The organism is Thalassotalea sp. PLHSN55 (assembly GCF_052030545.1).
Classification (GTDB): Bacteria; Pseudomonadota; Gammaproteobacteria; order Enterobacterales; family Alteromonadaceae; genus CANMXU01.
This window is the reverse complement of sequence record NZ_JBPDIH010000001.1, coordinates 524,679-549,934: the sequence shown is the minus strand read 5'-3', so window position 1 is coordinate 549,934 and position 25,256 is coordinate 524,679. Positions and strand designations below refer to the sequence as shown.

The following is a 25,256-nucleotide window of genomic DNA, read 5'->3' as shown; positions in this document are numbered from 1 at the left end:
CACCTTACCCCACATCCATGTGGGGCAACGCAGTAGAAATGGCAAACAAACGCTGTCCCAAGGATCCATTTAAACGCTTCCTGCTCTTTGTTACTAACTTTAGACGTAGAACCACTATGCCTCAAGTTAGTGCCGCGATCAGAAAGCGTTTAAATTGGACTAAATTCATACCACAAAGATCAACACGCTCTAGTGAAAGTCTCTTGATTTTGTGTTTAGCGTCGCAAGCTGATCCGTTAAATCAATCAGCTTACCGGCAATGACATGGGTAACATCGCCTTCTCGCTCTAATATGCCGGTCACTTTTAATACTTTAGCGGTCATATAGGCTTGTTTTTGCGCTCTTGAAGTTGCCGCCCATACAACGACATTAATATTGCCGGTATCATCTTCTAAGGTCATAAAGGTAACTCCAGATGCAGTTCCTGGTGCTTGTTTACCGGTCACAATACCAACCACAGACACCAGCGATTTATGCGCGAGGTTTTTCAACGCCATCATACGGGTAAAGCCATTTAACTTGCCTGCTTCATCCATAATAGTTATAGGGTGTTTTCCTAAGCTTAGCCCAGTTGCGGCATAATCTTCGGTTAAATTTTCCATCTCGTTTGGCATAAATTCAAATGAGGTTTGTGTGCTCTGGTTATGTGGTGAAAATAACGGTAAGTCGTTTTCATTATTCATGATCTGCCAACGCGTCGCGTATCTATCACCTGATATGGCATGAAAGGCATCAGCACTGGCTAATTGCTCAATAACATAACGGTTTATTGCTAAACGTTTTACTTCACTAACCGATTGAAATCCGGCTTTAGGTCGATGTTTGACTAACAGCTCTGCCGCCTGTTTTGAGCAGCCTTTGATCAAACGAAAACCTAAACGTAATGCTAAGCCGCCCTGCACTTTGACTACCTGATGATCATAAACTGACTGATTAATGCAAATCGGTAATATGCTGATATGGTGCCGTTTAGCGTCTTGTATTAATTGCGATGGCGAATAAAAACCCATCGGTAAACTGTTTAAAATTGCCGTATAAAATAGCGTTGGATAATAATATTTAAGCCAAGCTGACACATAAGCGAGTACCGCAAAAGACGCCGAGTGACTTTCAGGAAAACCGTATTCACCAAAGCCAAGTATTTGGCTAAAAATTTGCTCGGCAAACGCTACCTTATAACCTCTTGCTTTCATGCCACTAATTAATTTAGCTTTAAACTGAAACAGCTTGCCGTTTTTTTTCCAACTCGCCATTGCTCGGCGTAATTGATCCGCCTCACCGCCGGTAAAACCCGCTGCAACCATGGCAAGTTTTATCACCTGCTCTTGAAAAATAGGCACACCTAAGGTGCGAGATAATACCTCTTTCACCGCTTGAGAGGGGTATTCAATTGGCTCAATACCGTCACGACGCTTTAAAAAAGGATGCACCATATCCCCTTGTATTGGCCCGGGTCGTACAATGGCAATTTGAATGACAAGATCGTAATAATTGGCAGGTTTTAGCCGAGGTAACATGCTCATTTGCGCCCGCGATTCAATTTGAAATAACCCCACGGTATCTGCCTGTTGTATCATCTGATAAACCTTAGCATCGTCTTGCTCTCGAGTAATACTGGCGATAGTTAATTCCCGTTGATGAAATTGTTTAACCAGCTGAAAACACTTACGAATAGCGCTAAGCATGCCTAACGCTAGCACATCAACTTTCAGTAAACCGAGTGATTCTAAATCGTCTTTATCCCATTGAATTACAGTACGTTCATCCATGCTGGCATTTTCAACCGGTACTAATTCGTATAACGGCCCGGCTGAGATAACAAAGCCACCAACGTGTTGCGATAAATGCCGCGGAAAACCTTTGATTTCATTCACCAACTGAATAAATTGTTGCCCTTTATTTGACTGCGGATCTAGCCCTAATTCAATCACCTGTGACTGCCAATCAAGTGAGCTGTCGCGTCGGTTAATATTTTTAATAAAAAATTCAAGTTGTGTCAGGTTAATACCAAGCGCTTTGCCAACTTCACGTATCGCACTTTTTAGCCGATAAGTGATCACCGTAGCGGCAATAGCAGTACGCTCTCGGCCATATTTTTGGTAAATATATTGAATAACTTCTTCACGGCGTTCATGTTCAAAGTCAACATCAATATCGGGCGGCTCGTCACGCTCTTTGCTAATAAAGCGTTCAAACAATACGTTAATTTGCCTTGGGTCTACCGAAGTTATTTCTAAGCAGTAACACACAATCGAATTTGCCGCAGAGCCTCGACCTTGAAATAAAATCCCGGCATGTTTGGCAAACATCACCACATCACGAATGGTTAAAAAATAATAAGGATAATTAAGCTCTTCAATTAATGTCAGCTCTTTTTCAATAGTTTGTGCAAGCTCGGTTTGAATACCTTCTGGAAAACGAAATTCAATGCCTTTAGCCACCAATTCACGCAGATGTGCCATTGGCGTTTTACCTTTAGGTACTAATTCTGCTGGATATTCATAGCGCAGCTCTTGCAAATTAAACTGGCAACGTTTGGCGATCACTTGCGACTCTGCCAACCATTGGGCTTCAAATAATTTACTGAGCTTAGTCACAGATCTCAGTGCCCGTTCAGCGTTCGATAAACGTTGGTGACCAAGCGAACTTACGCTAGTGCCCGCTTTAATAGCTGTTAAAGTATGTTGTAATTCAATGCGGTTAGCATTATGAAACAGTACGCCGCCACATGCGGTAATGGGCAATTCAAGGTGTTGCGCCAACAATTGGCAATGCTGCAAATAGTCTTGGTCATTACTTAATAAACGCCGCTGCGCGCCAAGCCAAAGTCGGCTTTGATGATATTGGCTCAGCCAATGCCCCCAATGTTGATCGCATGTTTTTCCTGTCGGGAGCCAAATCAGTAAACAATGCTTCACTGACATTAAATCCCATTCTTGTAGCTGATAACTGCCCTTTTCACTACGTCGCCGAGCATTGGTGATCACCCGACAAAGCTCGGCATACGCTTTACGATTGGGAGACAACAAGATCACTTGTAACTCGTCATTGAGCCAAAACATGCTGCCAACAATGAGCTTAATCGCCAATTGGTGTTCTTTAATCGCACTATAGGCACGCACAACTCCTGCCACTGAACATTCATCGGTGATCGCCAGCGCTTGATAACCTAAAAAATTCGCTTGAATAATCAACTCTTCAGGATGAGAAGCCCCTTGCAAAAAGGAAAAATTACTTTGGCAAAACAGTTCGTTATATGTCATTAACCACAAAGCTCCCCATTAACTAAAAACGCCGTGTACAAACCAACGTTGATGATTATCTCGAAATAACCATAACCAACGCCCCTGTTGACTACGGGCAATAAAATAATCGCGTGCTACTTGATGGTTATCCCACCAACCAGTGACGATGCGTTCAGGGTACGGAATAACCTGCACTTGTTCATTTAATGGCAGTGGTGATGGCAGTAAAACGCTGGGTCGCAGCTTTTGCTCAACGCGGCTGGTTATTTCAGTCGAAAAAGGCGTGCACAACTGATTAGCAAATTCTGGTCGATCGTCTTGTACGGTAGTAATGCCTTTTACGCGCTCTTCTCCGAGTTTTGCACTGAGTATCGAGATAAGTCCTTTCGCCGAAACGCTGCCTTGTGCTCCTTGAAATAAATCACGCCGCTGCGCGTATTTACTCATTAAGCGTTTCACTTTTAATGTTAAACCGGTCACAGGTGCAGTTAAGGTAACCGACTCTAATGCCAGTTGACTAAGCTGCAACCATTTTTCTGCTTGATATTCTCCTTCTGCGGCGCTAACCACCAGCACAAAGTCATCCGCATCACGTTGGTGAAAAACAATATCAAGCGCTGCCGCTAATTTATCTTTCAACCTTAAATATTGCTCTAATAATCGATACTGTTTCAACAACGGTTTTTCGATATGTTGCAGGTTAACCACTTCGTAATATAGCTCTAAATAGTGCTCAAAATGTTCAGGGGGTATATAAGCAGTAACGGGGTGCTGTATTTGCCCAGTTAAACGGCCAATATAATTAACCACCTCCACGTCAAAACGCGCCGCAAGCTCGGTAAATGACAACACCAGTAAATCTGCAAAGTGGCGCACACCCACTTTATGTAAACGTGTGATCACTTGACTGGCTAAGTCTGAACAAGCTAAAGGCTGCAGCTTAATTTGGCGCAGTAATGCTTGCTCATCGTCAGAAATGCCATTAAGCCCTTGTCTGGCTAAAATGCGCGCCGCATATGGCGAATACCCTGTCGCGTATTGATAGTGAAGATTTAACGGCTGTAAATGCTGTGATAACTGCTGCCAGTAATGGGCTAAATCTTGATATAAGGTCAGCATGCTAGTGACTTTAAGCAGTAAACCATTCGGTGGATATAAAGTAATATCTGCCGTAATTGAATATAACCAATGGGCGATGCGTTTTAGCGCGCGATTTTCTGTGCTTTGCTGATAAGGTTTAACCTGCAATGAGCGGCATAACGATGAGGCAGTGCCTAAACCCATGCCTAGTTTTACCCCTTCGCTTAATGCGGGGGCATTAAGTTGCACCACTTCATTTATTTTGTCATCAAAAATAACCAGTGGTTGCATTTCCTTCCCGGCTTGTTGGTACATAACATCAAGCTGCAAGGCTGGAAAATGAAGATAGAGCCACAAGGTCATGCTAACCTGCTTGCGCCTTAGAAAACTGCACGACATTATCAGGTAGAGGTGCTTGAGTAAGCCTCGGCCAATGTTTTGCCATATTGATAATAAAATGGTCTGTGCGCCAGCCGCGTTTGCGTTTATTAATGCTGGCAGAAACACCTTGGGCGTGCGGCTGTAATGACAGACTTAAATCAAAAGGGAGCGACAGCGATTCCGCTTTATTGGTGCGTAAAATAAACTGTCGGCTGTTGCCGGTTTCGCTGGCCACCTGCAGCCGTTTCACTTGGTGAACTTCAAGCGCTTGATGGGTCCACATGATAACGCTATGACAAGCACCACTGCGTAAACACTGCTCTGCCGCCCATAAGCTTTCTTGCTGCTTTTCAGGATACACCAATAAAACTTTACTTAAATCAAAACCTTGCGCCGACAACACTTGTGCACTAATAATGCCAAGTGGCGCGATAAACACAATCAAGCGTTGCTCTTCAATGGCGCGAGTTAACATCGGCAGCAGTAAGCGCAACTCGCCAATGCCAGCAGCGCTTTGTATTTCAGTAACGCCTTGTTGAAAGCCACCATCAAGATATTGATCAAGTTCAGCGTAACCTGTCGACTCACCTGTCGCTAAAGGGGCTTTGCTACGACCTTGCCAAACTAAATGTCGATGCTGGAGTTGTTCGATTAAATTATTCATAAAAACACCTGTATTTATATACAGTATAATTTAAAAATAATAATTTTCTAGTGCCTATGTTTAATAAATTTTAATTCAACGTATTAACAATTAGTTAGCAAAATTGACTGTTGGTAAAAGCGGTTCAAATTAAGCAGGATAAAAAAGTCCGAGGTTATTACTAACCTCGGACTTTAATTATTTATCTGGTTAATGGTGATTAAGGGCAATTGGCGCAGTGCATTTCCAGTTACCATGACCTAGCGATAGGGTTAACGCTCTTTTCAATAGGAAGCTATACGATAAAATTTGTTATAAAAAATAAAGGCCTAACCGATACATTCAGTTAAGCCTTTACAGTTAAAGTATATAATTTAAAAAACAGTTAAAACAATATTTAAAACAATACTCTAGCCTTGATATTAGTCACATGAAAGTGATGCTAATTTTAGTTTTAACGCAACAATAATTACTTGCTTTGCTCAGTTTCTTGTTGCTCTTTATTCATTTCTTCGAGCTTTTCAGGGTGCCATTCGTTGATGCTTGTGATCATACAGCTTAAACCGCGCATCGTGTCTGCGTCAGTTTTTACGCGGTCGCCACGTTGAATACACGATGAGCCAGTTTTACCGATAATAGCAATGCGGTACATCGCCCAGTTTGCATCACACGGGCCTGATAAATTCAGCTTAAACTGATTTCTTCGACTCAGTGTCACAATCAGCGCTTTGTCGTCGTTATCGACATTACTCCAGCCATTAATACTGCGAATAAAACAAGCCTGATTCACTTCTTCACCAATTCTAGGATCGTTTTCGACACTCACCATAGGTTCGTCAGCATCGGTAGATGCACAAGAAAATAGTGTTATTGAAGATAAAACTAAGATAGCTCTAAGCCATTGCATATTCATTTCCTTAAACTTGTAAAACTTAATAAATACTAGGGTCTGTTACTCTTCCAGTTTAGAACTGTGTTGCACTTAAAAATATGGTGATAACGGCACTTAATGTAAAATTTAGTTATTCCAAATGCACATTGAATACCGATTATTAGTTCCAAGCATAACCTAAGCACTTACCCCCTGTTGGCAACACCGAGAGACTATTTTTCAAGGCACCTTTTTGCCTTGTTATCTTTAAAATTAGTCTCTAGCAGAAAACAAAAGATCAACAGACCCTAACCAAAATAGATCGGGTGATTGTTCTCAATTGTAGCAATAATAAGCTATTTTTTATAATAAGCAGCATATAAATGGATTTTTTTGCCGTATTTTTCCCTTACATTTTAGGCAAATAATATGAATAAAATTAAGCGTTATATCATCGCTTTATTCACATACGCTTATTTGGTTTTATTTTCATTACTAGCACTTGCGCAGCCCTCAGATAATAGCGTTAACGACAACAATACGATTAGCCTTTCTGTTCATATTAGTCCTGCAGCAAAAGCAGCGTTCTTCCCACTTATTCAACAATTTGAACAACAATCAAGTATAAAAGTTAAAATCGTAAAATACACCAAAGATGATGAATTTGAGCAATTGAATAATCGCTGGCTTGTTGATGGTATCGACAGCCCTGATATTTTATACGCACACGCCTCACATCGCTTCCATCAGCAAATAAAAGCTGGCTATGCTCATTCCATTTCTCATTTATGGCAAAAACACCAATGGGAGGAACAATTTTCCACCAAATTGATTGATTGGGTTTCATACCAAGGACAAATTTATGGCTTGCCTTATGTGAAAGCAACTTGGGGATTTTTTTATAAAACATCATTAACTGAGCGTTTTGGTGAAGTGCCGCAGCAATGGCAGGAATTTATAACGTATTGCCAAACTCTCAAAGAAGCGGGCATTACCCCTTTTAATGCATCAAAAAAGCAACCTTGGATCGCAACCGCGTGGTTTGAATACTTTATTTTACGCCAGTACGGCATTGGCTTGTTTAATGAAATTATTGCAGGTGGAATTAATTATCACGACCCGCGTATTCAACATGTATTGAATTTATGGGCGGATTTAATTGCGCGTGGCTTTTTTAATTATGATTATAACAAAATGCGCTGGTCAGACAGTTTGCCGCTTTTTCATCGCCAACGGTTTGCGTTTTTCTTTATGAGCCAACGCTTATCAAGTGACTTAGTGTCACAAGCTTTAATCGATAATACCCAGTACATGGCATTTCCAAAAATGGCCGATATACCACGTTATGAAAGCACACCCACGCTGGTATTTTTTATTAGTAAGCACAGTAAAAACAAACTAAAGGCCGAGCGGTTTTTAACATTTTTAGCAACAAGCGAGGCACAAAAGCACATTGCCGAGCAATATCATATGTTGCCCGCCAATAATAAAAGTAGCGAGTTTAACAATAAGTTTTCAATAAAAGGTTTTGAAATTGCTAGCCATGCCGCCGATGTATCGCCCTTTTTTGATCGGGCAACAGCGCCTGAGTTTGAAAAAATCGCAGTTAAGGCGTTCGGACAGTTTTTACAAGACGGTAATGTTTATCAGCTAACGGAAACACTCGAACAAGCCAGAAAGTCTCTATTTTAGACAACTATATTTTAGACGAAAAAAAACGAGCATTGCTGGGGGAATGCTCGTTTTGATTAGGTAAGAAGAATAACTAGTTAATTATTCTGCGCCGCCCTCTTCTGTTTCATCAGTAACTTCCACTAACGAAACACTGTCTAAATAGAAATAGTGGGTTTCTTTACCATGCCAGAAACTCAATTTGTAATTACCCGTTAGGCTCGCCTCGAAAATAAATTCATTTTCACTCCACTCACCGTCAACTAATACAATTGGCGCTTTCAAAACATTGGCCGTTTTGCCGCTTTCGTTTTCTTTAACTACAACATTCATAGTATTTTTACCAACGCCACTATGAAATCTTGCATTAAAGTTAAGCTTGTACGATTTGCCTTCTTCTAGGTCGACCAATTGAAGAAAAGAACCATCTGAGTTGTTATTAATACGACCATAAAAAACACCGTCGGTTGCAGGAATGGCTTCCGTTCCTAAAACAACTTCACGTAAATAACCAAGCCAAGGTGCATCAGTTGCATTTTCAAAGTGACCATTAACAATTAAGTTGCCAGGAATTTCATCAATCAAAGCAGGCGTTTTACCAAAACCCGCATAACCATTAGGAGTGTGAAATGCATAAGCTTCTGCAACTATGGTTGGTGTTGTTTTACCGGTATCCATGTCACGTGCATCAAATAAACGCGAAGAAGAAAAATTAATAAAGTTTTCAGCTTCTGGCTCTACACTAAACCAGCTATAACGAAATACGTTAGTGTGTTCATCAAGAGCCGGTAATGCAGTCTTAATAAAGTCAACAACTTCTTGTTCTGTATATTTATTTTCAATCGCTGGAATAGCGTCAATGGCAGGCGTATCACCTTCGGCTTCAACACCTTCAACGGCTGGCATAGCGTCCATATCAGCAACGGCAAACTCTGTGATCCAAACCGGTTTTCCGTACGCTGCATAGGTTTCATCAACTTTTGCCATTAACGCGTCAACATCGGGAGCACCAAACCATTGTAATGCCACATAACTCACCGTATCACCTTGCTGTTGCATGAACTCGGTCATCCAAGGGTTTAGTGGGTCTTCTGTGGCAGGGCTCACCATAGGTGCACCAATTTCCACGAGCTTTTCCCAAGCTGCTAGCAAACCATCAATATTAACCGTTGCTTCGATGCCCTCTTCTAATGGGTTCACTACAACGTCTTCATGCTCGTACGAAGTTAACACATAATGAAATTTTTCTTCTGCCAAAATTTCTTCAACTTCATCACCATTTTCACCTACTTCTATCTCAGTAGGGATGTAATCGATGTAATATTTTTTGAGCTCAGCAACTTGCTCGTCGGTTAATACCGTATCCGTTGCAAAAGTTGGTACAAACTCAATACTGCTTGGTTGAAAAGTTTTATTACGCGTACTTGACCAGTCATGATTCCAATGGGGTTTGATCTCTGCTAGTTGATTTGACCAAATAAGATCTTGGTTGTTAAATACAGAGCCTTTTTTAACTTCAGGTATTTGGTGAGAATAATCGTCTTCATTTGAGATGATCTCCTCTTTTGAGCCATCACTATCACAGCCGGAGAGAAGTGCTGTTATTGCGAGCATGCTCAATGATGATATTGCCTTAATATTCATAGCGTCACGTCCTATCGATCTTGTCGTTTTTCAATTTATAATATTTATAAGACCCATCATATTAAAATATAATACAGATAGATAACATCAATATACTTAATTAGCTCATTTTTATCTAGTGAATTTAGGAAAAAAGTACAATTAAGTTACCTTATGTAACCAACAAGAACAGTGATGAGATGACCACCACAACCACTTGAATAATAAACACTTAAAATTCAACAGGTAACGCATTCAATATTGTAAAATAAATTAGAGTTTAACGAATGATTTTGTAAAGGTACGCTACATTATCTTATTGATTGTATTGCATTAACAAAATAACGTGATGAATTAACGAGGCGGATAAAAGAAAAAGCCACTATTGGCGAATGCTTATAGTGGCTTGGTAAATTACTTTTTATTGCTATGTGCTTTTAGCGGTTTAAAGATTGGGTCAATTAATTCCTTTTCCCATTCTTTAAGCTCTTGATAATATTTGTTATGCAATTTCTTATTTTCTTTATAAAGATTTGATTTTTCACTGATATCTTTATCTAAATTAAATAACAAGTTACCTTCTTTTTTCCCTGCGATAACTTTGGCGTTATGATGGCGAAGGGCCAAGGTCCCTTTATCAAAACTACGCCAATACAAAACATCGTGCGGTATTTCGTCAGTTTTACCGGTAATAAATGGCATTAAATTAACCCCATCTAACGGACGTTCTTTTGCGATAGGTGCTTGAGTAATACCTGCTAATGTACCTAAAATATCCATTGAACTTATTGGGTTATTGTAGTCAACGCCAGCAGGAATGCGGTTAGGCCAGCGTACTGCAAATGGCACACGCACACCGCCTTCAAAGTACTCACTTTTATGGCCTCTTAATTCACCATTTTCTGAAAAGCCTTTATTAACACCGCCATTGTCTGATAAAAAGAAAACCATGGTATTGTCATCAATACCTAATTCATCTAGCTTCGCTAAAATACGGCCAACACCATCGTCAACGGCGGTGATCATTGCTGCATAAGTGCGGCGCTTTTTATCTTTAATGTGTTTATTGCGATCTAAATACTCTTTGGTGGCTTGCAAAGGCGTATGTGGTGCGTTGTAAGCAAGGTATAAGAAAAAGGGATCGTCTTTTTTCTCTTCGATAAAGCCGATCGCTTCACGTGACAACTCATCGGTTAAATATTCAGTAATATCAACACGCTTGTCATTTCTTAATAATTTAGTGCGGTACCAATCAAACGGTTTCTTCCCTTCGGCGATACTGTTAAAGATTAAATCTTCAGGCATGTATTTATGCCCGCCAGATAAAAAGCCATAAAAGTGATCAAACCCACGATTATTAGGACGGAATTTTGGATGCGTCCCCATGTGCCATTTACCTATAATGCTCGAGCTATAACCGACCGGCTTTAACACTTCAGAGATCATTTGTTCAGATAAAGGTAAACCCGAATTTTCATCACTAGGGTCAATATAAGGGTTGCGACCAAAACCAAATCGCCCTTGATAACGACCTGTTAATAGCCCTGCTCTACTTGGGCCACATACCGCGTAAGTTACATAACCATTGGTAAAACGTGTACCTTCATTGGCTATGCGATCAATATTAGGGGTTTTAATATCGGTACTACCATTAAAACCTACGTCGCTATAACCTAAGTCGTCGGTTAAAATAACAATGAAATTAGGTTTTTCCGCCGCAGCATTGGCAAACCCAGTTACCAAGATTAAGGCAAAACAAACCAAACGATTAATGTACTTCATACATATTACCTATATTATCGACGCTGCTTAAAACAGCTGATTTCGTTATTTGATATGAGTTTCAACATAGAGTCACTCATCTTAGCCCACTCCCTTTCGATAAAATTAAAAGGAGGTGGGCATTTAAATAATTAAATATTGTTATTAACGACTTACCGGTTTAATTGAAAAGCTAAACTGATAATTGTTTGCTGGGATCATAAACTCTGGATAAGGAGTGGCCCCCCAACTGTCGTCACCACCTACACCCATTTGCTTATAATCAAGACGAAGTGATGTCGTGTTTTTAAATGGCGCATCTACGCTATGCCCAGGTACAGAGCCTATTTTATAAAAGTCATACTTTTCATAAGGCACTGCCGAGAAACCAAATAATTTATCTGAGGTCACTTCAAAGCCTAGACCGTTGTTATTGGTTAACGTTAACCAACGTACGTCAGTTTTATTACCGGTTTCTTGAGGTACAACATAATCATGTACTTGTTGATCAACACTGCTATGGTATTGACCAACAGCAGCACTTTCTTTACGGTCAACATAACTTTCATGTGGGCCACGACCAAACCAGGTTAGCTCACTAAATTCACCCGGTAATTGCATATGAATACCAACACGCGGCATGGTTGGTAATTTTCCACGTGATAAGTTTAACGACGAGTCAATATCAATATGTCCGTCACCTTTAACTGTATACGACATAGTAAAGTTTGCCGCTTTATTTGCTAACACATGCGTGGTAGTAATTTTTAATTGCTGCTCGTTAACTTTTTGCACATCAAAACTTGATAAGGTTTGTTTTAATGTGGCGTTATTCCATACACGCGTTTTATGTTTAATTCCCCAACCGTTGTCATTATCCGTTGGAATACGCCAGAAGTTACCGGTAAAGCCAGCTTCAACTAACTCTGTGCCTTGATATTGATAAGAGCTTAACTCGCCCGTTGTTTTATCAAACATCACCTTAAAGTCGTCACCCGAAATAAGTACACCTTGAGCACTTTCTTGGCTATTTAGCTCGCCAATTGTCTTGGATGTTGCCGCAGGCACTGGTTCAGTTAACGCAAACTGCTGCCATGCAATTTCATGCCCTGCTGGCAAAAGAACGTCACCACCCTCTTTTAAACGTGCGCTAATCGTAATGTGATACTCGGCATCAGACTTTTGCGTAAATGTTGGCAAGTTTATCGCTAGCTTTTTGCTTGAACCTGCAGCAAGATTAATATCGGCAAGCGGTGCATTAGCAATAACAACCCCGTTTTCGGTCACTGATACTGCAAAGTCTAAATGAGCAAGATCAATATAGTTGTAGTGATTGCTAATGGTGACTTGCGATGTGGCTACATCGAAATCATCAAAATATACCGGTTGATAAATTTTCTTCACTTCGGCTAAATGTGGATTTGGCGTGCGATCAGGTTGTATTAAACCATTGGCCAAGAAATGACGATTACTTTTGCCATCGTTAAAGTCGCCACCATACGCCCAGAATTTTTGTCCTTTATCGTTGGTTTCAATAAAGGTTTGGTCGACCCAATCCCAAATATAGCCACCTTGTAACTGCTCATGCGCATAAATGGTGTTCCAATACAGGTTTAAATTACCAACACTGTTGCCCATTGCATGTGCATATTCCGCTTGAATTAACGGCTGCTTACGTTTTTTCTTGGCGTAATCTTTAAGCTCAGACACGCTATCGTACATTGGCGTGTAAATATCAACATAATCCAATGGCGTATGACCATTTACCGTACCCCAGCCACCATAAGTTACCGGGCGGTTAGACGCATCGTTAGCTTTGATCCACTCGGTTGCACGTTCAAAAGACGTACCTAAGCCCGCTTCATTGCCTAACGACCAATAGATAATAGATGCATGGTTTTTATCACGCTCAACCATACGTGCAACACGGTCAACGTGGGCAGCTTCCCATTCAGGTTTGTAACCTAAATGATGTTTGCGCTGACTAGCCGGTCGGTCAAATTTCTTTTTCTGGTTTTGCTTTTTAATTACCTTAGCATCAGGATCGTCTTGTTGCTGACGCTTTTCTGGGCGGTTACCGGTTTGCATGTATTTATGGGTTTCAATATTCGCTTCATCCATAACATACAGGCCGTATTTGTCGGCTAACTCGTAAAAGTAAGAGTCATTCGGGAAATGCGCAGTACGTACCGAGTTGATGTTATTTTCTTTCATCATCAAGATGTCTTTTTCCATCGACTCACGTGTTAATGTACGACCGCCTTCTGGATGATGCTCTACACGGTTAACACCACGAATGGTAATAGCTTTGCCGTTAACTAAAAACAAACCGTTTTCCATTTTAATGTTTCTAAAACCAACGGTTTGGTTAATCGCCTCTAAAGTTTTACCTGAACTGTCTTTAACGATCATTTTTAAGGTGTATAAGTGAGGCGTTTCTGCACTCCACGCTTTTACATCGCTGACTTTTGCTTTAACGTTAACTTGCTTTTTACCATCAACAACAACAGCTTTGTCTTGTCTAAAAACTTGAGTTTCACCGTCGTACAATGTGGTGATAACAGTCAAGTCTTTCGCTTTATTTTGATTCTCTAAATCAATATTGACGCTTAACAAGCCGTCTTGATAATCATTGCTCAGATCAGATACAACAGTAAAGTCTTCAACACGCGTTTGTGGTGTGGCGTATAAATAGGCGTCGCGCTCAATACCACTTAAACTCCAACCGTCTTGGTCTTCTAAATAGCTACCGTCAGACCAACGATACACCTCAAGGGCAATTTTATTTTTACCCGCATGTAGATACTTGGTTAAATCAAATTCTGCTGGTAATTTTGAACCTTGGCTATAACCGACTTTTTCACCATTCACCCAAATAAACATGGCTGAATTTACCGCACCTAAATGAATAAAGACTTTTTTATCTTGCCAGTTTTTTGGTAAATCAATTTCTTTAATGTAAGAGCTTACTGGGTTGTAGTCATGCGGAATATACGGCTGATTTGCTGGAAATGGGTATTCAATATTTAAATAGTGCGGCACGCCGTAACCTTGACGTTCAACATTTCCAGGTACGGTAATTTTGTCCCACGTTGAGCTGTCGAAATCGGTCTTATAAAAATTGCTTGGGCGCTCAGCAGGTGTTTTTACCCAATTAAATTGCCAGCTGCCATTTAACGAAAGGAAATTCTCAGACGATGTTCTATCATTAATATCTGCAAGTGCTGACGACTCAAAAGAGAAAAAATGCGCTCTAGCCGGCATTTTATTCTCGGCAAACATTTCAGGGTTTTCCCAGTATGGGTTAGCAACTTTACCTGAAACGGTTTTTTGAGGCTTTGCTGTTTGTTCAACACCATTATTAGCACCACAAGATGCTACGGCTAATGACAACAAAGGAATGACTGCGAGCTTGGTTACTTGATTTAATTGAAACGACTGTCTTGTGTGGTTACAAGAAAACCTAGAGTAAGTGGCTGACATTTTTTTCATAAAATTTCCAAAGGTTGAATATAGCTATTACGATAACTCGAAATATAGTATTTATATTACAAATGTTCAATATATATAACAGAATAATAGGCTAGCGAAAAGTAAACAAGCTAAATGAAAGTAAAGCTATGTAAAGAAAAACAGTAATAGTTAGATTACGTAAACTTTACACTTATCTACATTGAATAATATTACAAGTATGATAAGTTAGCGGCAATTTTTAACGACTTCAATTAGGTAGCCTATGAAACTGACAATCAAGTTCATACTTTTACTCACCACTATTGTTGCTAGCCATAGTGTTTTTGCACAAGGTAGCAAAGATAGCCCCAATGTTATTGTTATCATCAGTGACGACCAAGGTTACGCGGATATCGGCGCAACGGGTTTAGCCAAAGACGACGTACATACGCCAAGTTTAGACCGTCTAGCTAAAAGTGGTACTCGCTTTACCGATGCTTATGTAACTGCACCAATTTGCAATGTTTCTCGTTTAGGTTTAATTACAGGTACTTATAACCAACGCCAAGGCGCATATTGGTATGGTAATAAAGCTGCAATTCATCCAAAACTAACCACAATTCCAGAATTACTAAAAACACGTGATTACAATACTGGCTATGTTGGTAAATTTCATTATGGATTTCATACAAAAGATGTACGCGATTTTCCCTTAAATCATGGCTTTGATTACTTTTATGGTTACGGTGGTAACGGTCGTCAGCATTTTATGATCCACAACGATGAATACGACCAAAACGAAAGAAAGAAATTAAGAGCCTATAACAAACGTGGCGGAAAACATGGTCAAGCACTTGAGTATGGCGCGTTTTGGGATGGCTACGAACGTGACGATCGCACCGGTTTTACAACTGAAATCTATGGTGAAAAAGCACGTGAATTTGTTAAAAAGAATAAAAATGACAAGTTCTACCTACAATTAGCTTTTAATGCGGTGCACAACTTTACGCACCAATTACCAGAAGATTATTTAGAAGCGAATAACTTAAAAGGCTACCATGATTGGGATCCAGATACCGAAGATTACTACACTTGGTACAAAAATGGTCGCTACCCAAACAACCCTGAAGGTCGTGCTCACTACTTAGCGCAACTAGAGTATATGGATACGGAAATTGGTAAGCTACTTGATACCTTGGAACAAGAAGGTTTAACCGAAAACACGGTAGTTATTTTCTTAAGTGACAATGGTGGCTCAACGCCAATTTACGCTGACAATGGACCATTTAGAGGTAGTAAGTATTTGTTATATGAAGGTGGTGTGCGTATTCCAATGATAGTTTCATGGCCTGGTACCTTTACTGAAGGTGTGGTTAGCGACAACGTGATAAGCACGATGGATATTTTGCCAACCCTAACAAACCTTGCTGGCGCTAACACGCCAGATCATGTTGACGGTATCGATATAACCAACCTATTAACCGGTAAAGACAAATCGTTAGAGCACAAAGTGCTTGTATGGGACACGGGTCACGAAACTGCAGTGCGTATGGGTAAATGGAAATTTAAAACCGCCACCACCGATAAATACGCAAAATATGAAATGGTTGATCTTGAGCTAGGTCGCTTTTTATATAACTTAGAAGACGATCCTTCTGAAACGACTAATGTCGCTAAACAGCATCCTGAAGTTGTTAAACAGTTAACGACTTATTATAAAAAGTGGAAAAAAGACATTAAAAAAGGTTTATAACGAATAACCTTCACTAGTACACTTTAGCCAAGGAGCCCTATGCTCCTTGGTTTTACCAATGATTCCTTTAGTCACTATTTGTCTTTACTTACTATCAGCTTTTACACATTGGTTACACAGTAAGCTCACCTTCCCTAGCACACTAGTTTATAATTTTTGTTTTTTATAATATTGTTATTTTCACTCCTTTAGGAAATCACGTGAAAAAATATTGGCTAATTCTTTCTAGCTTTGCCCTTTATCTTGTTTCATACAAAACCTTATCAACGCCTTTAATTATTAACGTCGGCATTAGTCACCATCAACAAGTTGAACAGCAACTGAAAAAAATAACGGAAAAGGTAAGCTGCGACGCCCTTGCAAATTATAAGTTCACTAACCCCTCGCGCTCGCTAATTGAAAGTATATTAGTGTGCCAAGCCCTAAGGTTAGGAGGTATTGAGCCTATTTTTAATTTTGTCGCCATTAGCAATATTCCACGCTTGTTAAGACTTGTCACTAATCGCCATATCGATTTAATGCTAGACAGTGTTTGGCTAAACTTAGCCGATCAAAATAAAGTTTATGTTTCTGCGCCACTGATCCGCGACGGAGAGTATTTTAAAGGCGTTTATACCAATCGACTCAACATTGCCTTGCTTAAGGCGAAATCGGCAAAAGATCTTAAAAATTTTCACGCAGTATCAAGCAAACACTGGCATGCAGATTGGCAAGCTTTACAGCGACTTAATATTGCCACACACAGTGTGCCTAGGTATCAATTCATGTTGAAAATGGTCCATGCCAAACGTGCCGATTTTTTATTGGATGACTTTAGCAATAATGACGACCTAAGCCATAACTATGAAAATATCCATTTAGTGCCAGTGCCCAATATGAAAGTCGCGATTAAAGGCTCAAGACACATATTGGTCAATAAAGAAAATGAACACGGAACGCGAATATTTACCGCATTACAAACGGGGCTAAAAAAGCTACGTGAACAAGGAAAAATAGTGCAAGCCTATCAAGAAGGTGGCTTTTTTAATGCGCAAGTCAATGACTGGCAAGTGATTTGCTGCAACGACTAAGTGTTGCAGCATAATTTGGCAGACGTTCAGCTTAGATTGAGCTAGGTTTTATTTTCATCCAAATGGTCATGGACTCTTTGGCTTTTATTATACGAAAACCTGTATTTTTTTGCCCTGTAGATACCCTATTAAATGCATCCGTGAGATGTGTTACTGGTTCAACACAGCTAAAGTTTTCCTCGTTAGGGCTATATACCACTAAAAAATCACAGTTATCTGAAGTGGTCATTTCAGCTTTAGCTTGCCATTCAGGCCATGTAATAACCGCTTTATGCGGGAAGTTAGCAAAAGCATTGTCAAGGTCTGAGCCTTCAAACTTCATGCCTTGCGCTGACATTAAACTTGCCGGCGCCTCGCTCTGATGTGTCGGCAAACATTGGCTATCAACTTGCCACATTTGTGTTATTTGGCTATGCAGTGCACTTTCTGCGGTACGGGTAAAATATGGATGAAAGCCCAAACCTGCCGGCATTTCCTGATCGCTATTATTTGTTAAGGTTAACGACATCATTAACATACCGTTATCTAAACTAATTTGCTGCTTAGCTGTGTATGCATAAGGCCATGCATCTGGTTGGTAATGATATGAAAGCGTTATCGACGTTTCTTGCACGTTGTCAACCTGCCATGAAGTTTGCCAACCATGACCGTGATGAGCGTGAACCTCAGGTAAGGCGTTTAATGGCAATGAAATGGCTTTATCGTGAAACAAAAACTTGCCATGTTTAATTCGATTCGAAAACGGTACCAATGGAAAGCAACAAGTATCTGTTACCTGCTCAGGATTGATTTCTGTACGAAATACTTCGCGTTTTTGCCCATTAATTTCGCTAGTATAAGCTAAAACGCTACCGCCAAGTTCAGGGGCGATGATAACTTCACTAAACGCATCTTTAATATAAAAAAGTTCCAACGTAGTTTACTGCCTATTCACAAAATATCTTCATTACAAGGTGCTATATAGCTCAAGTAAGTAAACAGTATTACTGTCTGTCACTCGTTTATTTCATAGCGGCTAATTTAATTAAACAGTATTATTTATCACATTTATTATCAAGAATTTATTGATTAATCTCCTAAATTCCGCTATGCATATAACTAATACACTAATAAAGCATTACTCATGCCTGTATCAACATTCACATAAGGTATTCACCAAAACGCTATGCCGCATTTACCGACATTATATTTACCTTTTTTTAAGGCTCGAATAAACAGTTTCAAGTCGTTGTCACAATTGCTTTTATTTACCATTATTTTAGTGAGCTTATCCGTTCAAGCTGTGGCGAAAGCAAAATCTAATGCTGCTAACAACGCGCCCTGGAACTTTTTAGTGATTATTGTCGATGATTTAGGTTTCATGGATATTACACCGAATAATCCCAACAGCTTTTACCAAACGCCTGCGCTTGAAAAGTTTGCTAAACAAAGCGTAAATTTCAGTAATAGTTATGCCGCTAATCCTGTCTGTAGCCCGTCACGCGCGGCATTAATGACGGGCATCAATCCTGCTAAATTACATGCGACGGATTGGTTTCATCATCAAAAAAGTAAACGTCGCAATGGGTCCTTTAAGCCCGCGAATAGCATTGATTATTTACCTGCCAGCACCCTAACCCTTGCCGAAGCATTGCCAAAACATTATCAAACAAGCTTCATTGGCAAATGGCATTTAGGTGAAGATCCAAAATATTGGCCTGAAAACCAAGGCTTTGATGTCAATATTGGTGGTTGGAGTGCCGGCTCACCAGCGGGCGGATATTTTGCCCCTTATAAAAACCCGCGATTAACGCAAGGCCCTGATGGTGAATATTTAACAGAGCGACTCACTAACGAAGCTATTGAATTACTAAAACAACAAACGCAAAAACAAACAGCTAACGCGCCTTTTTTGATGGTGCTGTCTTACTACTCTGTTCACAACCCATTGCAAGCACCTAAGGGCACCATTGCAAAGTATCAAAACCATAAAAAGCCGCTGTCAAGGCAAGAAGAATTTGCAACTGAGCAACAAATTTGGCCCTATGCCAAACAGGCACGCAAAGTACGAATACAGCAAAACCATCCAATTTATGCTGCGATGGTTGAAGAAATGGACCACAATATTGGCCGGATACTGCAACACCTTGAAGATTCCGGTTTAGCCGAAAATACGGTGGTGTTTTTTACCTCAGATAATGGTGGCGTATCAACATCAGAAGGTCACCCAACCAGTAATTTACCGTTAAGAGGCGGCAAAGGTTGGGCCTATGAAGGTGGTATAAAAGTGCCTCTACTCGTTAGAGCACCAGGTTTACATCAAGTAAATATCAAGCAATCAACACCTGTTATTGGTATGGATATTCCGGCAACCATTTATGAGCTAGCCAATGTCGACGTTAAAAATATCGATGGTGTGAGTTTATTACCGCTGTTAAAAAACACGCCGCAAATCCAAAATCGTGCCCTTTATTGGAATTACCCGCATTACAGTAATCAAGGCGGAATACCTGCTGCCGCTATTCGCTTAGGTGACTATAAATTAATTCAAAATTTAGAGGATGGCTCCGTGAGTTTGTACAACCTAAACAAGGATATTGGTGAACTACATGATGTTAGCAAGCAGTTACCTGAACGCACACAGAAAATGCTGAAAATGCTGAAAAAGTGGATGGTGGAAAATAAGGTACAATTTTTACAAGCGAAAAAAAATCAACAACCTTGGTCAATTAATCAATAACAGCAAAGTTGGTCTGACATTGAGACTCTTCAACGCCTTTAACGTGATTTAATTGATAAACAAACAGATTACCTGCTTGCGGCTCTTTGGCTAATTGTTTGGTTGTTAAACCTTGCTTGGCTGACGTCACTATTAACCAGTCCATATTAGGTCCGCCAATCGCGACACAGCTTGGTTGGCTTACTAGTAAGCTTTGAATAAGGTTTATCTCACCATTTGGCGCATAACGCACCACTTTTGAACCGCCCCATTGCGCATTCCATAAATAGCCGTCAGCGTCAATGCAAGAGCCATCAGGAAAGCTATTTTCAGACGTTTTAGCAAAGAGCTGCTTATCGGTTAACAAGCCAGAATCGCTCTTCATTTGATATTGATAAATACACTGCGTCGGTGAGTCCGCATGATATAAAATGTTGCCATCTAAACTCCAACACAAACCATTGGATATTTCGATATTAGCAAGCATGTTATGGCATTCTTGTTGATGGTCTAGCATATATAAACTCGCTAACTCGCCCGTATTTGGCGCTTCACCTTCGTACAAGGTTCCTGCCCAAAAACGGCCTTGGCGATCGACTCGACCGTCATTAAAGCGATGATGTTGTAGATGTTTTTCCGGTTGAGCTAACCAAGAAAGTTGTTTGCTCGCCAGATGGTAAAGGGCGATACCAGAAGAAAAGGCGATAACCAACCGGTCATCGCCTTTAATAAATGCAAAGCAGCCAACACGCTCAGGCATTGCATACTTTGTTAATGGATTGCTTGAATCTTTTGTTAAGGTTGAATAACGCCACAAACACGATGACTCTATATCGGTCCACCAAATAGACTGAGTTTCTTTGTGCCATTGCACGCCTTCACCTAATTGGTTACTAACATCAACAGAAAAAAGCAACTCACCTACTTGTGCGTTATTCATTTAATTACCTAGACAAAATGTTCGCTATTACCACCAAGTAATATAAAAGGCAGTTAAAATTAATACAATCGCAACAGTTGAAATATTAAAGCCTTTCGATGTAGCAAAAGAAATACCTTTAACGTCAACAGCATTTTCATCGTCTCCTTTGTTTTCCATTAACGAAACAACTACCGCTACTAGAACACATAAAATAAAGACAATACCAACACGGTCCATAAATGGGATCTCAGGGTATAAGAACTTAAAGGCTACAGAGAATACCGCCGAACCTAATGCTGCATATAAACCTGCATTTGCTGTCGTTCTTTTCCAGAACATACCTAAGAAGAATAATACCACGATACCCGGAGTAAAGAAGCCGGTAAATTCTTGAATGTATTGGAATGCTTGGTCGAATTGACCTAATAATGGCTTAGCAACAAACATGGCAACAATAAGCGCAACTAAACTAACAATACGACCCACTTTTACATAATGCTCTTCACTTTTTGGATTTTTATCATTTTTGTATAAATCCATCGTAAAAATAGTTGCAACACTGTTGGTCATTGACGCTAGTGACGAAACAATCGCTGCAACTAATGCTGCAAATACTAAACCTTTAAGGCCAGATGGCATTAAGTTCATAAGCTCTGGGTAAGCTTGGTCAGCTTTGCCTAAATCAGGCACTAATAACACCGCTGCAATACCTGGTAAAACAACGATAATTGGCATTAGAAGTTTTAAGAAGGCTGCAAATGCAATACCTTTTTGGCCTTCACGTAAGCTTTTAGCGGCAAGCGTACGTTGAATAATATATTGGTTAAAACCCCAGTAAGAAAGGTTCATGATCCACATACCACCAACCAGTACAGAAATACCCGGTAAGTCAGCATAATGCTCACTTTCTGGCGATAAAATCATGTCAAATTTTTCAGGCGCTTGAGTCGCTAGAATATTAAAACCATCAATAATGCCTTGACCACCGTTATTTACCGCAATTAAATCTAACGCGATATACGATAAGAATAAGCCACCAAAAGTTAACAATACAACTTGAATAATGTCAGTAAAAGCAACCGCTTTTAAACCGCCATATAAAGAGTAAGCAACTGAGAATAAGCCAAGGAAAATCATGCCGTAAACAATATCAACACCGGTAATGGTATTAATTGCCAACGCTCCCAACCATAAAATAGCGGTTAAGTTAACAAATACATATACACCTAACCAGAATATCGCCATTACCGTACGTACGCGGTGATCAAAACGATTTTCTAAAAACTGCGGCATAGTGTAGATTTTTTTCTCAAGGAAAATAGGTAAAAAGTATTTACCAACAATCATTAAGGTTAATGCTGCCATCCACTCGTATGATGCGATTGCTAAACCAATTTTATAGCCAGCACCCGACATACCAATAATTTGCTCTGCTGAAATATTGGCAGCAATTAACGATGCACCAATTGCCCACCAAGGTAAGCTATTACCAGCAAGGAAATAATCGCCCGCGTCTTTTTCGTGACCGGCTTTTTCTCGCGATACAAAATATGCAATGCCAATAAGTGCAATTACATAAATGACAAAGACAGAAATGTCTAGTGTCGATAAACTCATAATGTTCCCCATAGTCACTTGAGTGTGACTTTTTTTGGTTTATAACAATGCAGTAAAATTACTGCGTTTACTTATTAATTAGCATAACAAACACAGTTAAAAACAATGTTTGCTACTTGCGTCAGTTTTTCCAAACCCGCTAATGAATTTCTTAAAGTAACATGAGTGAAGACAATAAACTGAAAATAAAAATATTTTCCACTCGAACTAACATGCGCATTACTTTAAAAGTAAAATATTAGTGCCAGCTGAAAATACTTCATTTATTTTCATTGGTTTATTTTTAGCTCAATCACGTATTAAGGAATAAATCAGACTGGAGTTCCTCATAGGTCAAACCTGAAGCAGTTTTGCAAAATCATTGCTGCGAGTCTATCTAAATTTGACCTAACTACATTTATAATACATATAGGATTTATTATAAAGCATTATTTTTACAATTAACTACATTTTCCAAGTAAAAAAAAGCAATAAAAAAGCAGGCTCAAGCCGAGTTTAGTTGATGGATTGTCGGTACACAGCGTAAAAACCGGCCAAAGTGGTTTCACATTCGCCAAAACACTTGCTATTTATGCTTTGCAAAGCAAAAACATCAGCAAAATTCTGACTTAACCTTTTATCGCCAATAATATTGACTAAGCTATTACGCGTTAATGACCATTGCTTAGCATGAATTGCAGCACGAACATCGCTACCGATTAAAAAGCCTGAAAGATAAGAGCGCCCTTGCTCGTTAGAAATGTCGCCAAATAACTGCTGACTACGTACAGCGATTAAACCATGTGAAAAGTTGTCATGCTCACTGTCTAAGGTAAATTTAGCACCTTTGATAAACGCACTTTTATCGATAGTAGATTTTTGTTGTTGTACCAAAACACTTTGACTACTTAACAAGTCAAACAGCTCGCCGGTAATGGCGGTTTTAAATAAAACCACTTTGCCATCTTCGATCAGTACCCATTTTGTATGTGTGCCCGGTAAGCACAATAAATGTTGACCTTGGCGATGAGCACTATCAAGCGATAACCAGCCCAATATTTGAATTTCTTCACCGCGCATTACGTCATAATATTGCTGTTCAAGAAAACAACTAAGGCCAGGAACAACCGATATTTGATGTTGTTGACTATTAAATTTAACGCAGGAATGAGCAATGTTATTGAGAGTTGTCGGACATGGTAAATATTGCGTTTCTTTCCAGCCGATACTTGAGCCAATTTGACCCGCAAGGTAAATTGGCAACTTACCAAATATATCAACCCAAGGCTGTATGCGAGTCATTAACTCTTGTTGAAAATTTGGGCCACACTTACTTACACCTAAACCATATATTGATGAAATATGCTCAAATTCATCTTGGTCAGTATATTGACACAAATAGGCTCTTAGTTGGCTTGTTCCCCAATCGACAAAAATTATATGACTCATTAATTCCCTTATGTTTTCCCACCATCTATGGCAATGCTTTGCCCGGTGATCATAGCGCTATCGCTTGAGGCCAAAAATAGTGCTAATTTCGCGACATCACTTGGCTGGATGCGTTTTTTAATCGCCATCGTTTGCGTCCATTGCTTTTCTTCCTTAGCTGTTAACCAAGTCTCTAATTGACGGTCTGTCGCTATCCAACCAGGAACAATCGCATTTACACGAATGTTATCATCGCCAAAGTCATGAGCTAATGCCTTTGTCATGCCAATAAGGCCAGCTTTTGCAGTGATGTATGGTGCTAACTTTTCTAAACCAAATAACACGCTTAGCGAGCTAAAATTAATAATGCTGCCAGTATCGTTGCCTTTCATTAGCTGATGCGCTGTTTGCGAAGCAAAAAATGCTGGATCTAAGTTCACTTTCATATTTTGTCGCCAGGTATCGACCGAGATATCTTCTGGTCGATAACGCATATCGTCGGCAACATTGTTGATTAATATATCTAAGCTACCAAGCTCTGCTGCTGCATCAACAATTGACTGCTGCAAAGCATTTATATCGGTAACATCGACTTTGCGATACCAGACGTTTATATGGCTTTGAGCTAAAAGTTTATTTGAGGCGGTTTCATCAATATCAATAAAAGCGACTTTTGCCTGTTGTTGGAGAAACAGCTCAACCATCGCGGCACCAATACCGCTTGCCCCGCCAGTAATAAAAACGACTTTGTCTTTAAGATCTGAATATTGAGTAGAAGAATGCATCTAAAAGTCTCCAAAAAAATACGAAGGTGACAAAATACTAATCAACTTACCTATTGCCACCCAACTAATTGTGGAAGAACTTTCACATTTTTCGATCAATTTAGCAAACTCACAAATTCAAAATAATATAATATATATATGACTTTAATCACATATACGAAATATACAACAAAATAAGCTTGTAATAAAGCAACAAATTCATCAAAATAATTTACGTATCGTTACCAAACATTGCATTTATGCGGTTTTGTCGAAATTTAACTGGCTTTTCATTA

The 25,256-nt window shown here is 39.7% G+C and carries 16 protein-coding genes; 4 read left to right on the top strand and 12 right to left on the bottom strand.

Going from position 1 to position 25,256, the window contains the following annotated elements:
- Window positions 1-189: 189 nt before the first annotated feature.
- From ACRRSQ_RS02520 to ACRRSQ_RS02505, 4 genes are all read right to left on the bottom strand, one after another.
- Window positions 190-3,264: an error-prone DNA polymerase gene (locus ACRRSQ_RS02520; protein WP_440874115.1), complete on the bottom strand. Its 3,075-nt coding sequence runs from the start codon at window positions 3,262-3,264 to the stop codon at window positions 190-192.
- Between the two features lie 18 nt (window positions 3,265-3,282).
- Window positions 3,283-4,689 carry a Y-family DNA polymerase gene (locus ACRRSQ_RS02515; RefSeq protein ID WP_440874114.1) on the bottom strand — a complete coding sequence of 469 codons (1,407 nt, stop codon included), beginning with the start codon at window positions 4,687-4,689 and terminating at the stop codon, window positions 3,283-3,285.
- A 1-nt stretch (window position 4,690) separates the two neighbouring features.
- Entirely contained in the window at window positions 4,691-5,371 is a 681-nt protein-coding gene (gene imuA / locus ACRRSQ_RS02510) for a translesion DNA synthesis-associated protein ImuA (protein WP_440874113.1), read from the bottom strand.
- A gap of 448 nt (window positions 5,372-5,819) precedes the next feature.
- On the bottom strand, window positions 5,820-6,257 hold the full coding sequence (locus ACRRSQ_RS02505) for a DUF6491 family protein (protein ID WP_440874112.1): 438 nt from the start codon (window positions 6,255-6,257) through the stop codon (window positions 5,820-5,822).
- Window positions 6,258-6,650: 393 nt separating this feature from the next.
- Here ACRRSQ_RS02505 and ACRRSQ_RS02500 point away from each other — a divergent pair, with 393 nt between their 5' ends.
- Window positions 6,651-7,913 (top strand): ABC transporter substrate-binding protein, encoded by a 1,263-nt coding sequence (locus ACRRSQ_RS02500; protein ID WP_440874111.1) that lies wholly within the window; start codon window positions 6,651-6,653, stop codon window positions 7,911-7,913.
- A gap of 81 nt (window positions 7,914-7,994) precedes the next feature.
- On the opposite strand, the gene ACRRSQ_RS02495 is transcribed toward ACRRSQ_RS02500, so the two are convergent.
- From ACRRSQ_RS02495 to ACRRSQ_RS02485, 3 genes are all read right to left on the bottom strand, one after another.
- The gene (locus ACRRSQ_RS02495) at window positions 7,995-9,536 is read right to left on the bottom strand and encodes a glycosyl hydrolase (protein ID WP_440874110.1); all 1,542 of its coding nucleotides are present in this window, start codon (window positions 9,534-9,536) and stop codon (window positions 7,995-7,997) included.
- Between the two features lie 393 nt (window positions 9,537-9,929).
- Window positions 9,930-11,297 carry a sulfatase-like hydrolase/transferase gene (locus tag ACRRSQ_RS02490; RefSeq protein WP_440874109.1) on the bottom strand — a complete coding sequence of 456 codons (1,368 nt, stop codon included), beginning with the start codon at window positions 11,295-11,297 and terminating at the stop codon, window positions 9,930-9,932.
- Window positions 11,298-11,441: 144 nt separating this feature from the next.
- Complete coding sequence (locus ACRRSQ_RS02485; RefSeq protein ID WP_440874108.1) at window positions 11,442-14,768, bottom strand: glycoside hydrolase family 2 TIM barrel-domain containing protein; 3,327 nt, start codon at window positions 14,766-14,768, stop codon at window positions 11,442-11,444.
- A gap of 244 nt (window positions 14,769-15,012) precedes the next feature.
- On the opposite strand from ACRRSQ_RS02485, the gene ACRRSQ_RS02480 reads away from it, so the two are divergent.
- Window positions 15,013-16,482: a sulfatase family protein gene (locus tag ACRRSQ_RS02480; RefSeq protein ID WP_440874107.1), complete on the top strand. Its 1,470-nt coding sequence runs from the start codon at window positions 15,013-15,015 to the stop codon at window positions 16,480-16,482.
- A 200-nt stretch (window positions 16,483-16,682) separates the two neighbouring features.
- Window positions 16,683-17,552 carry a hypothetical protein gene (locus ACRRSQ_RS02475; RefSeq protein WP_440874106.1) on the top strand — a complete coding sequence of 290 codons (870 nt, stop codon included), beginning with the start codon at window positions 16,683-16,685 and terminating at the stop codon, window positions 17,550-17,552.
- A 31-nt stretch (window positions 17,553-17,583) separates the two neighbouring features.
- On the opposite strand, the gene ACRRSQ_RS02470 is transcribed toward ACRRSQ_RS02475, so the two are convergent.
- Window positions 17,584-18,465 carry an aldose 1-epimerase gene (locus tag ACRRSQ_RS02470; RefSeq protein ID WP_440874105.1) on the bottom strand — a complete coding sequence of 294 codons (882 nt, stop codon included), beginning with the start codon at window positions 18,463-18,465 and terminating at the stop codon, window positions 17,584-17,586.
- Window positions 18,466-18,780: 315 nt separating this feature from the next.
- Between ACRRSQ_RS02470 and ACRRSQ_RS02465 the strand changes: the two genes are divergently transcribed.
- A complete protein-coding gene (locus ACRRSQ_RS02465; protein ID WP_440874104.1) occupies window positions 18,781-20,271 on the top strand; it encodes a sulfatase in 1,491 nt (496 codons plus the stop codon).
- Here the strand turns inward: ACRRSQ_RS02465 and ACRRSQ_RS02460 are convergent.
- The 4 genes from ACRRSQ_RS02460 to ACRRSQ_RS02445 form a co-directional block, all read right to left on the bottom strand.
- Complete coding sequence (locus tag ACRRSQ_RS02460) at window positions 20,261-21,190, bottom strand: SMP-30/gluconolactonase/LRE family protein (RefSeq protein ID WP_440874103.1); 930 nt, start codon at window positions 21,188-21,190, stop codon at window positions 20,261-20,263. The two genes, ACRRSQ_RS02465 and ACRRSQ_RS02460, sit on opposite strands and share 11 nt — an antisense overlap.
- Before the next feature lie 27 nt (window positions 21,191-21,217).
- Window positions 21,218-22,789: a sodium/sugar symporter gene (locus tag ACRRSQ_RS02455; protein WP_440874102.1), complete on the bottom strand. Its 1,572-nt coding sequence runs from the start codon at window positions 22,787-22,789 to the stop codon at window positions 21,218-21,220.
- A 495-nt stretch (window positions 22,790-23,284) separates the two neighbouring features.
- Window positions 23,285-24,217 (bottom strand): 2-dehydro-3-deoxygalactonokinase, encoded by a 933-nt coding sequence (locus ACRRSQ_RS02450; RefSeq protein ID WP_440874101.1) that lies wholly within the window; start codon window positions 24,215-24,217, stop codon window positions 23,285-23,287.
- Window positions 24,218-24,225: 8 nt separating this feature from the next.
- Window positions 24,226-24,981, bottom strand: coding sequence for an SDR family NAD(P)-dependent oxidoreductase (locus tag ACRRSQ_RS02445; protein ID WP_440874100.1), 756 nt, complete (start codon window positions 24,979-24,981; stop codon window positions 24,226-24,228).
- Window positions 24,982-25,256: the final 275 nt, after the last annotated feature.

Bases quoted from the DNA above. Each gene is read 5' to 3' on its own strand.
- ACRRSQ_RS02520 (WP_440874115.1), bottom strand. From the start codon at position 3,264: ATGACATATAACGAACTGTTTTGCCAAAGTAATTTTTCCTTTTTGCAA.
- ACRRSQ_RS02460 (WP_440874103.1), bottom strand. From the start codon at position 21,190: ATGAATAACGCACAAGTAGGTGAGTTGCTTTTTTCTGTTGATGTTAGT.
- ACRRSQ_RS02455 (WP_440874102.1), bottom strand. From the start codon at position 22,789: ATGAGTTTATCGACACTAGACATTTCTGTCTTTGTCATTTATGTAATT.
- ACRRSQ_RS02450 (WP_440874101.1), bottom strand. From the start codon at position 24,217: ATGAGTCATATAATTTTTGTCGATTGGGGAACAAGCCAACTAAGAGCC.
- ACRRSQ_RS02505 (WP_440874112.1), bottom strand. From the start codon at position 6,257: ATGCAATGGCTTAGAGCTATCTTAGTTTTATCTTCAATAACACTATTT.
- ACRRSQ_RS02500 (WP_440874111.1), top strand. From the start codon at position 6,651: ATGAATAAAATTAAGCGTTATATCATCGCTTTATTCACATACGCTTAT.
- imuA (WP_440874113.1), bottom strand. From the start codon at position 5,371: ATGAATAATTTAATCGAACAACTCCAGCATCGACATTTAGTTTGGCAA.
- ACRRSQ_RS02515 (WP_440874114.1), bottom strand. From the start codon at position 4,689: ATGACCTTGTGGCTCTATCTTCATTTTCCAGCCTTGCAGCTTGATGTT.
- ACRRSQ_RS02490 (WP_440874109.1), bottom strand. From the start codon at position 11,297: ATGAAGTACATTAATCGTTTGGTTTGTTTTGCCTTAATCTTGGTAACT.
- ACRRSQ_RS02485 (WP_440874108.1), bottom strand. From the start codon at position 14,768: ATGAAAAAAATGTCAGCCACTTACTCTAGGTTTTCTTGTAACCACACA.
- ACRRSQ_RS02480 (WP_440874107.1), top strand. From the start codon at position 15,013: ATGAAACTGACAATCAAGTTCATACTTTTACTCACCACTATTGTTGCT.
- ACRRSQ_RS02445 (WP_440874100.1), bottom strand. From the start codon at position 24,981: ATGCATTCTTCTACTCAATATTCAGATCTTAAAGACAAAGTCGTTTTT.
- ACRRSQ_RS02495 (WP_440874110.1), bottom strand. From the start codon at position 9,536: ATGAATATTAAGGCAATATCATCATTGAGCATGCTCGCAATAACAGCA.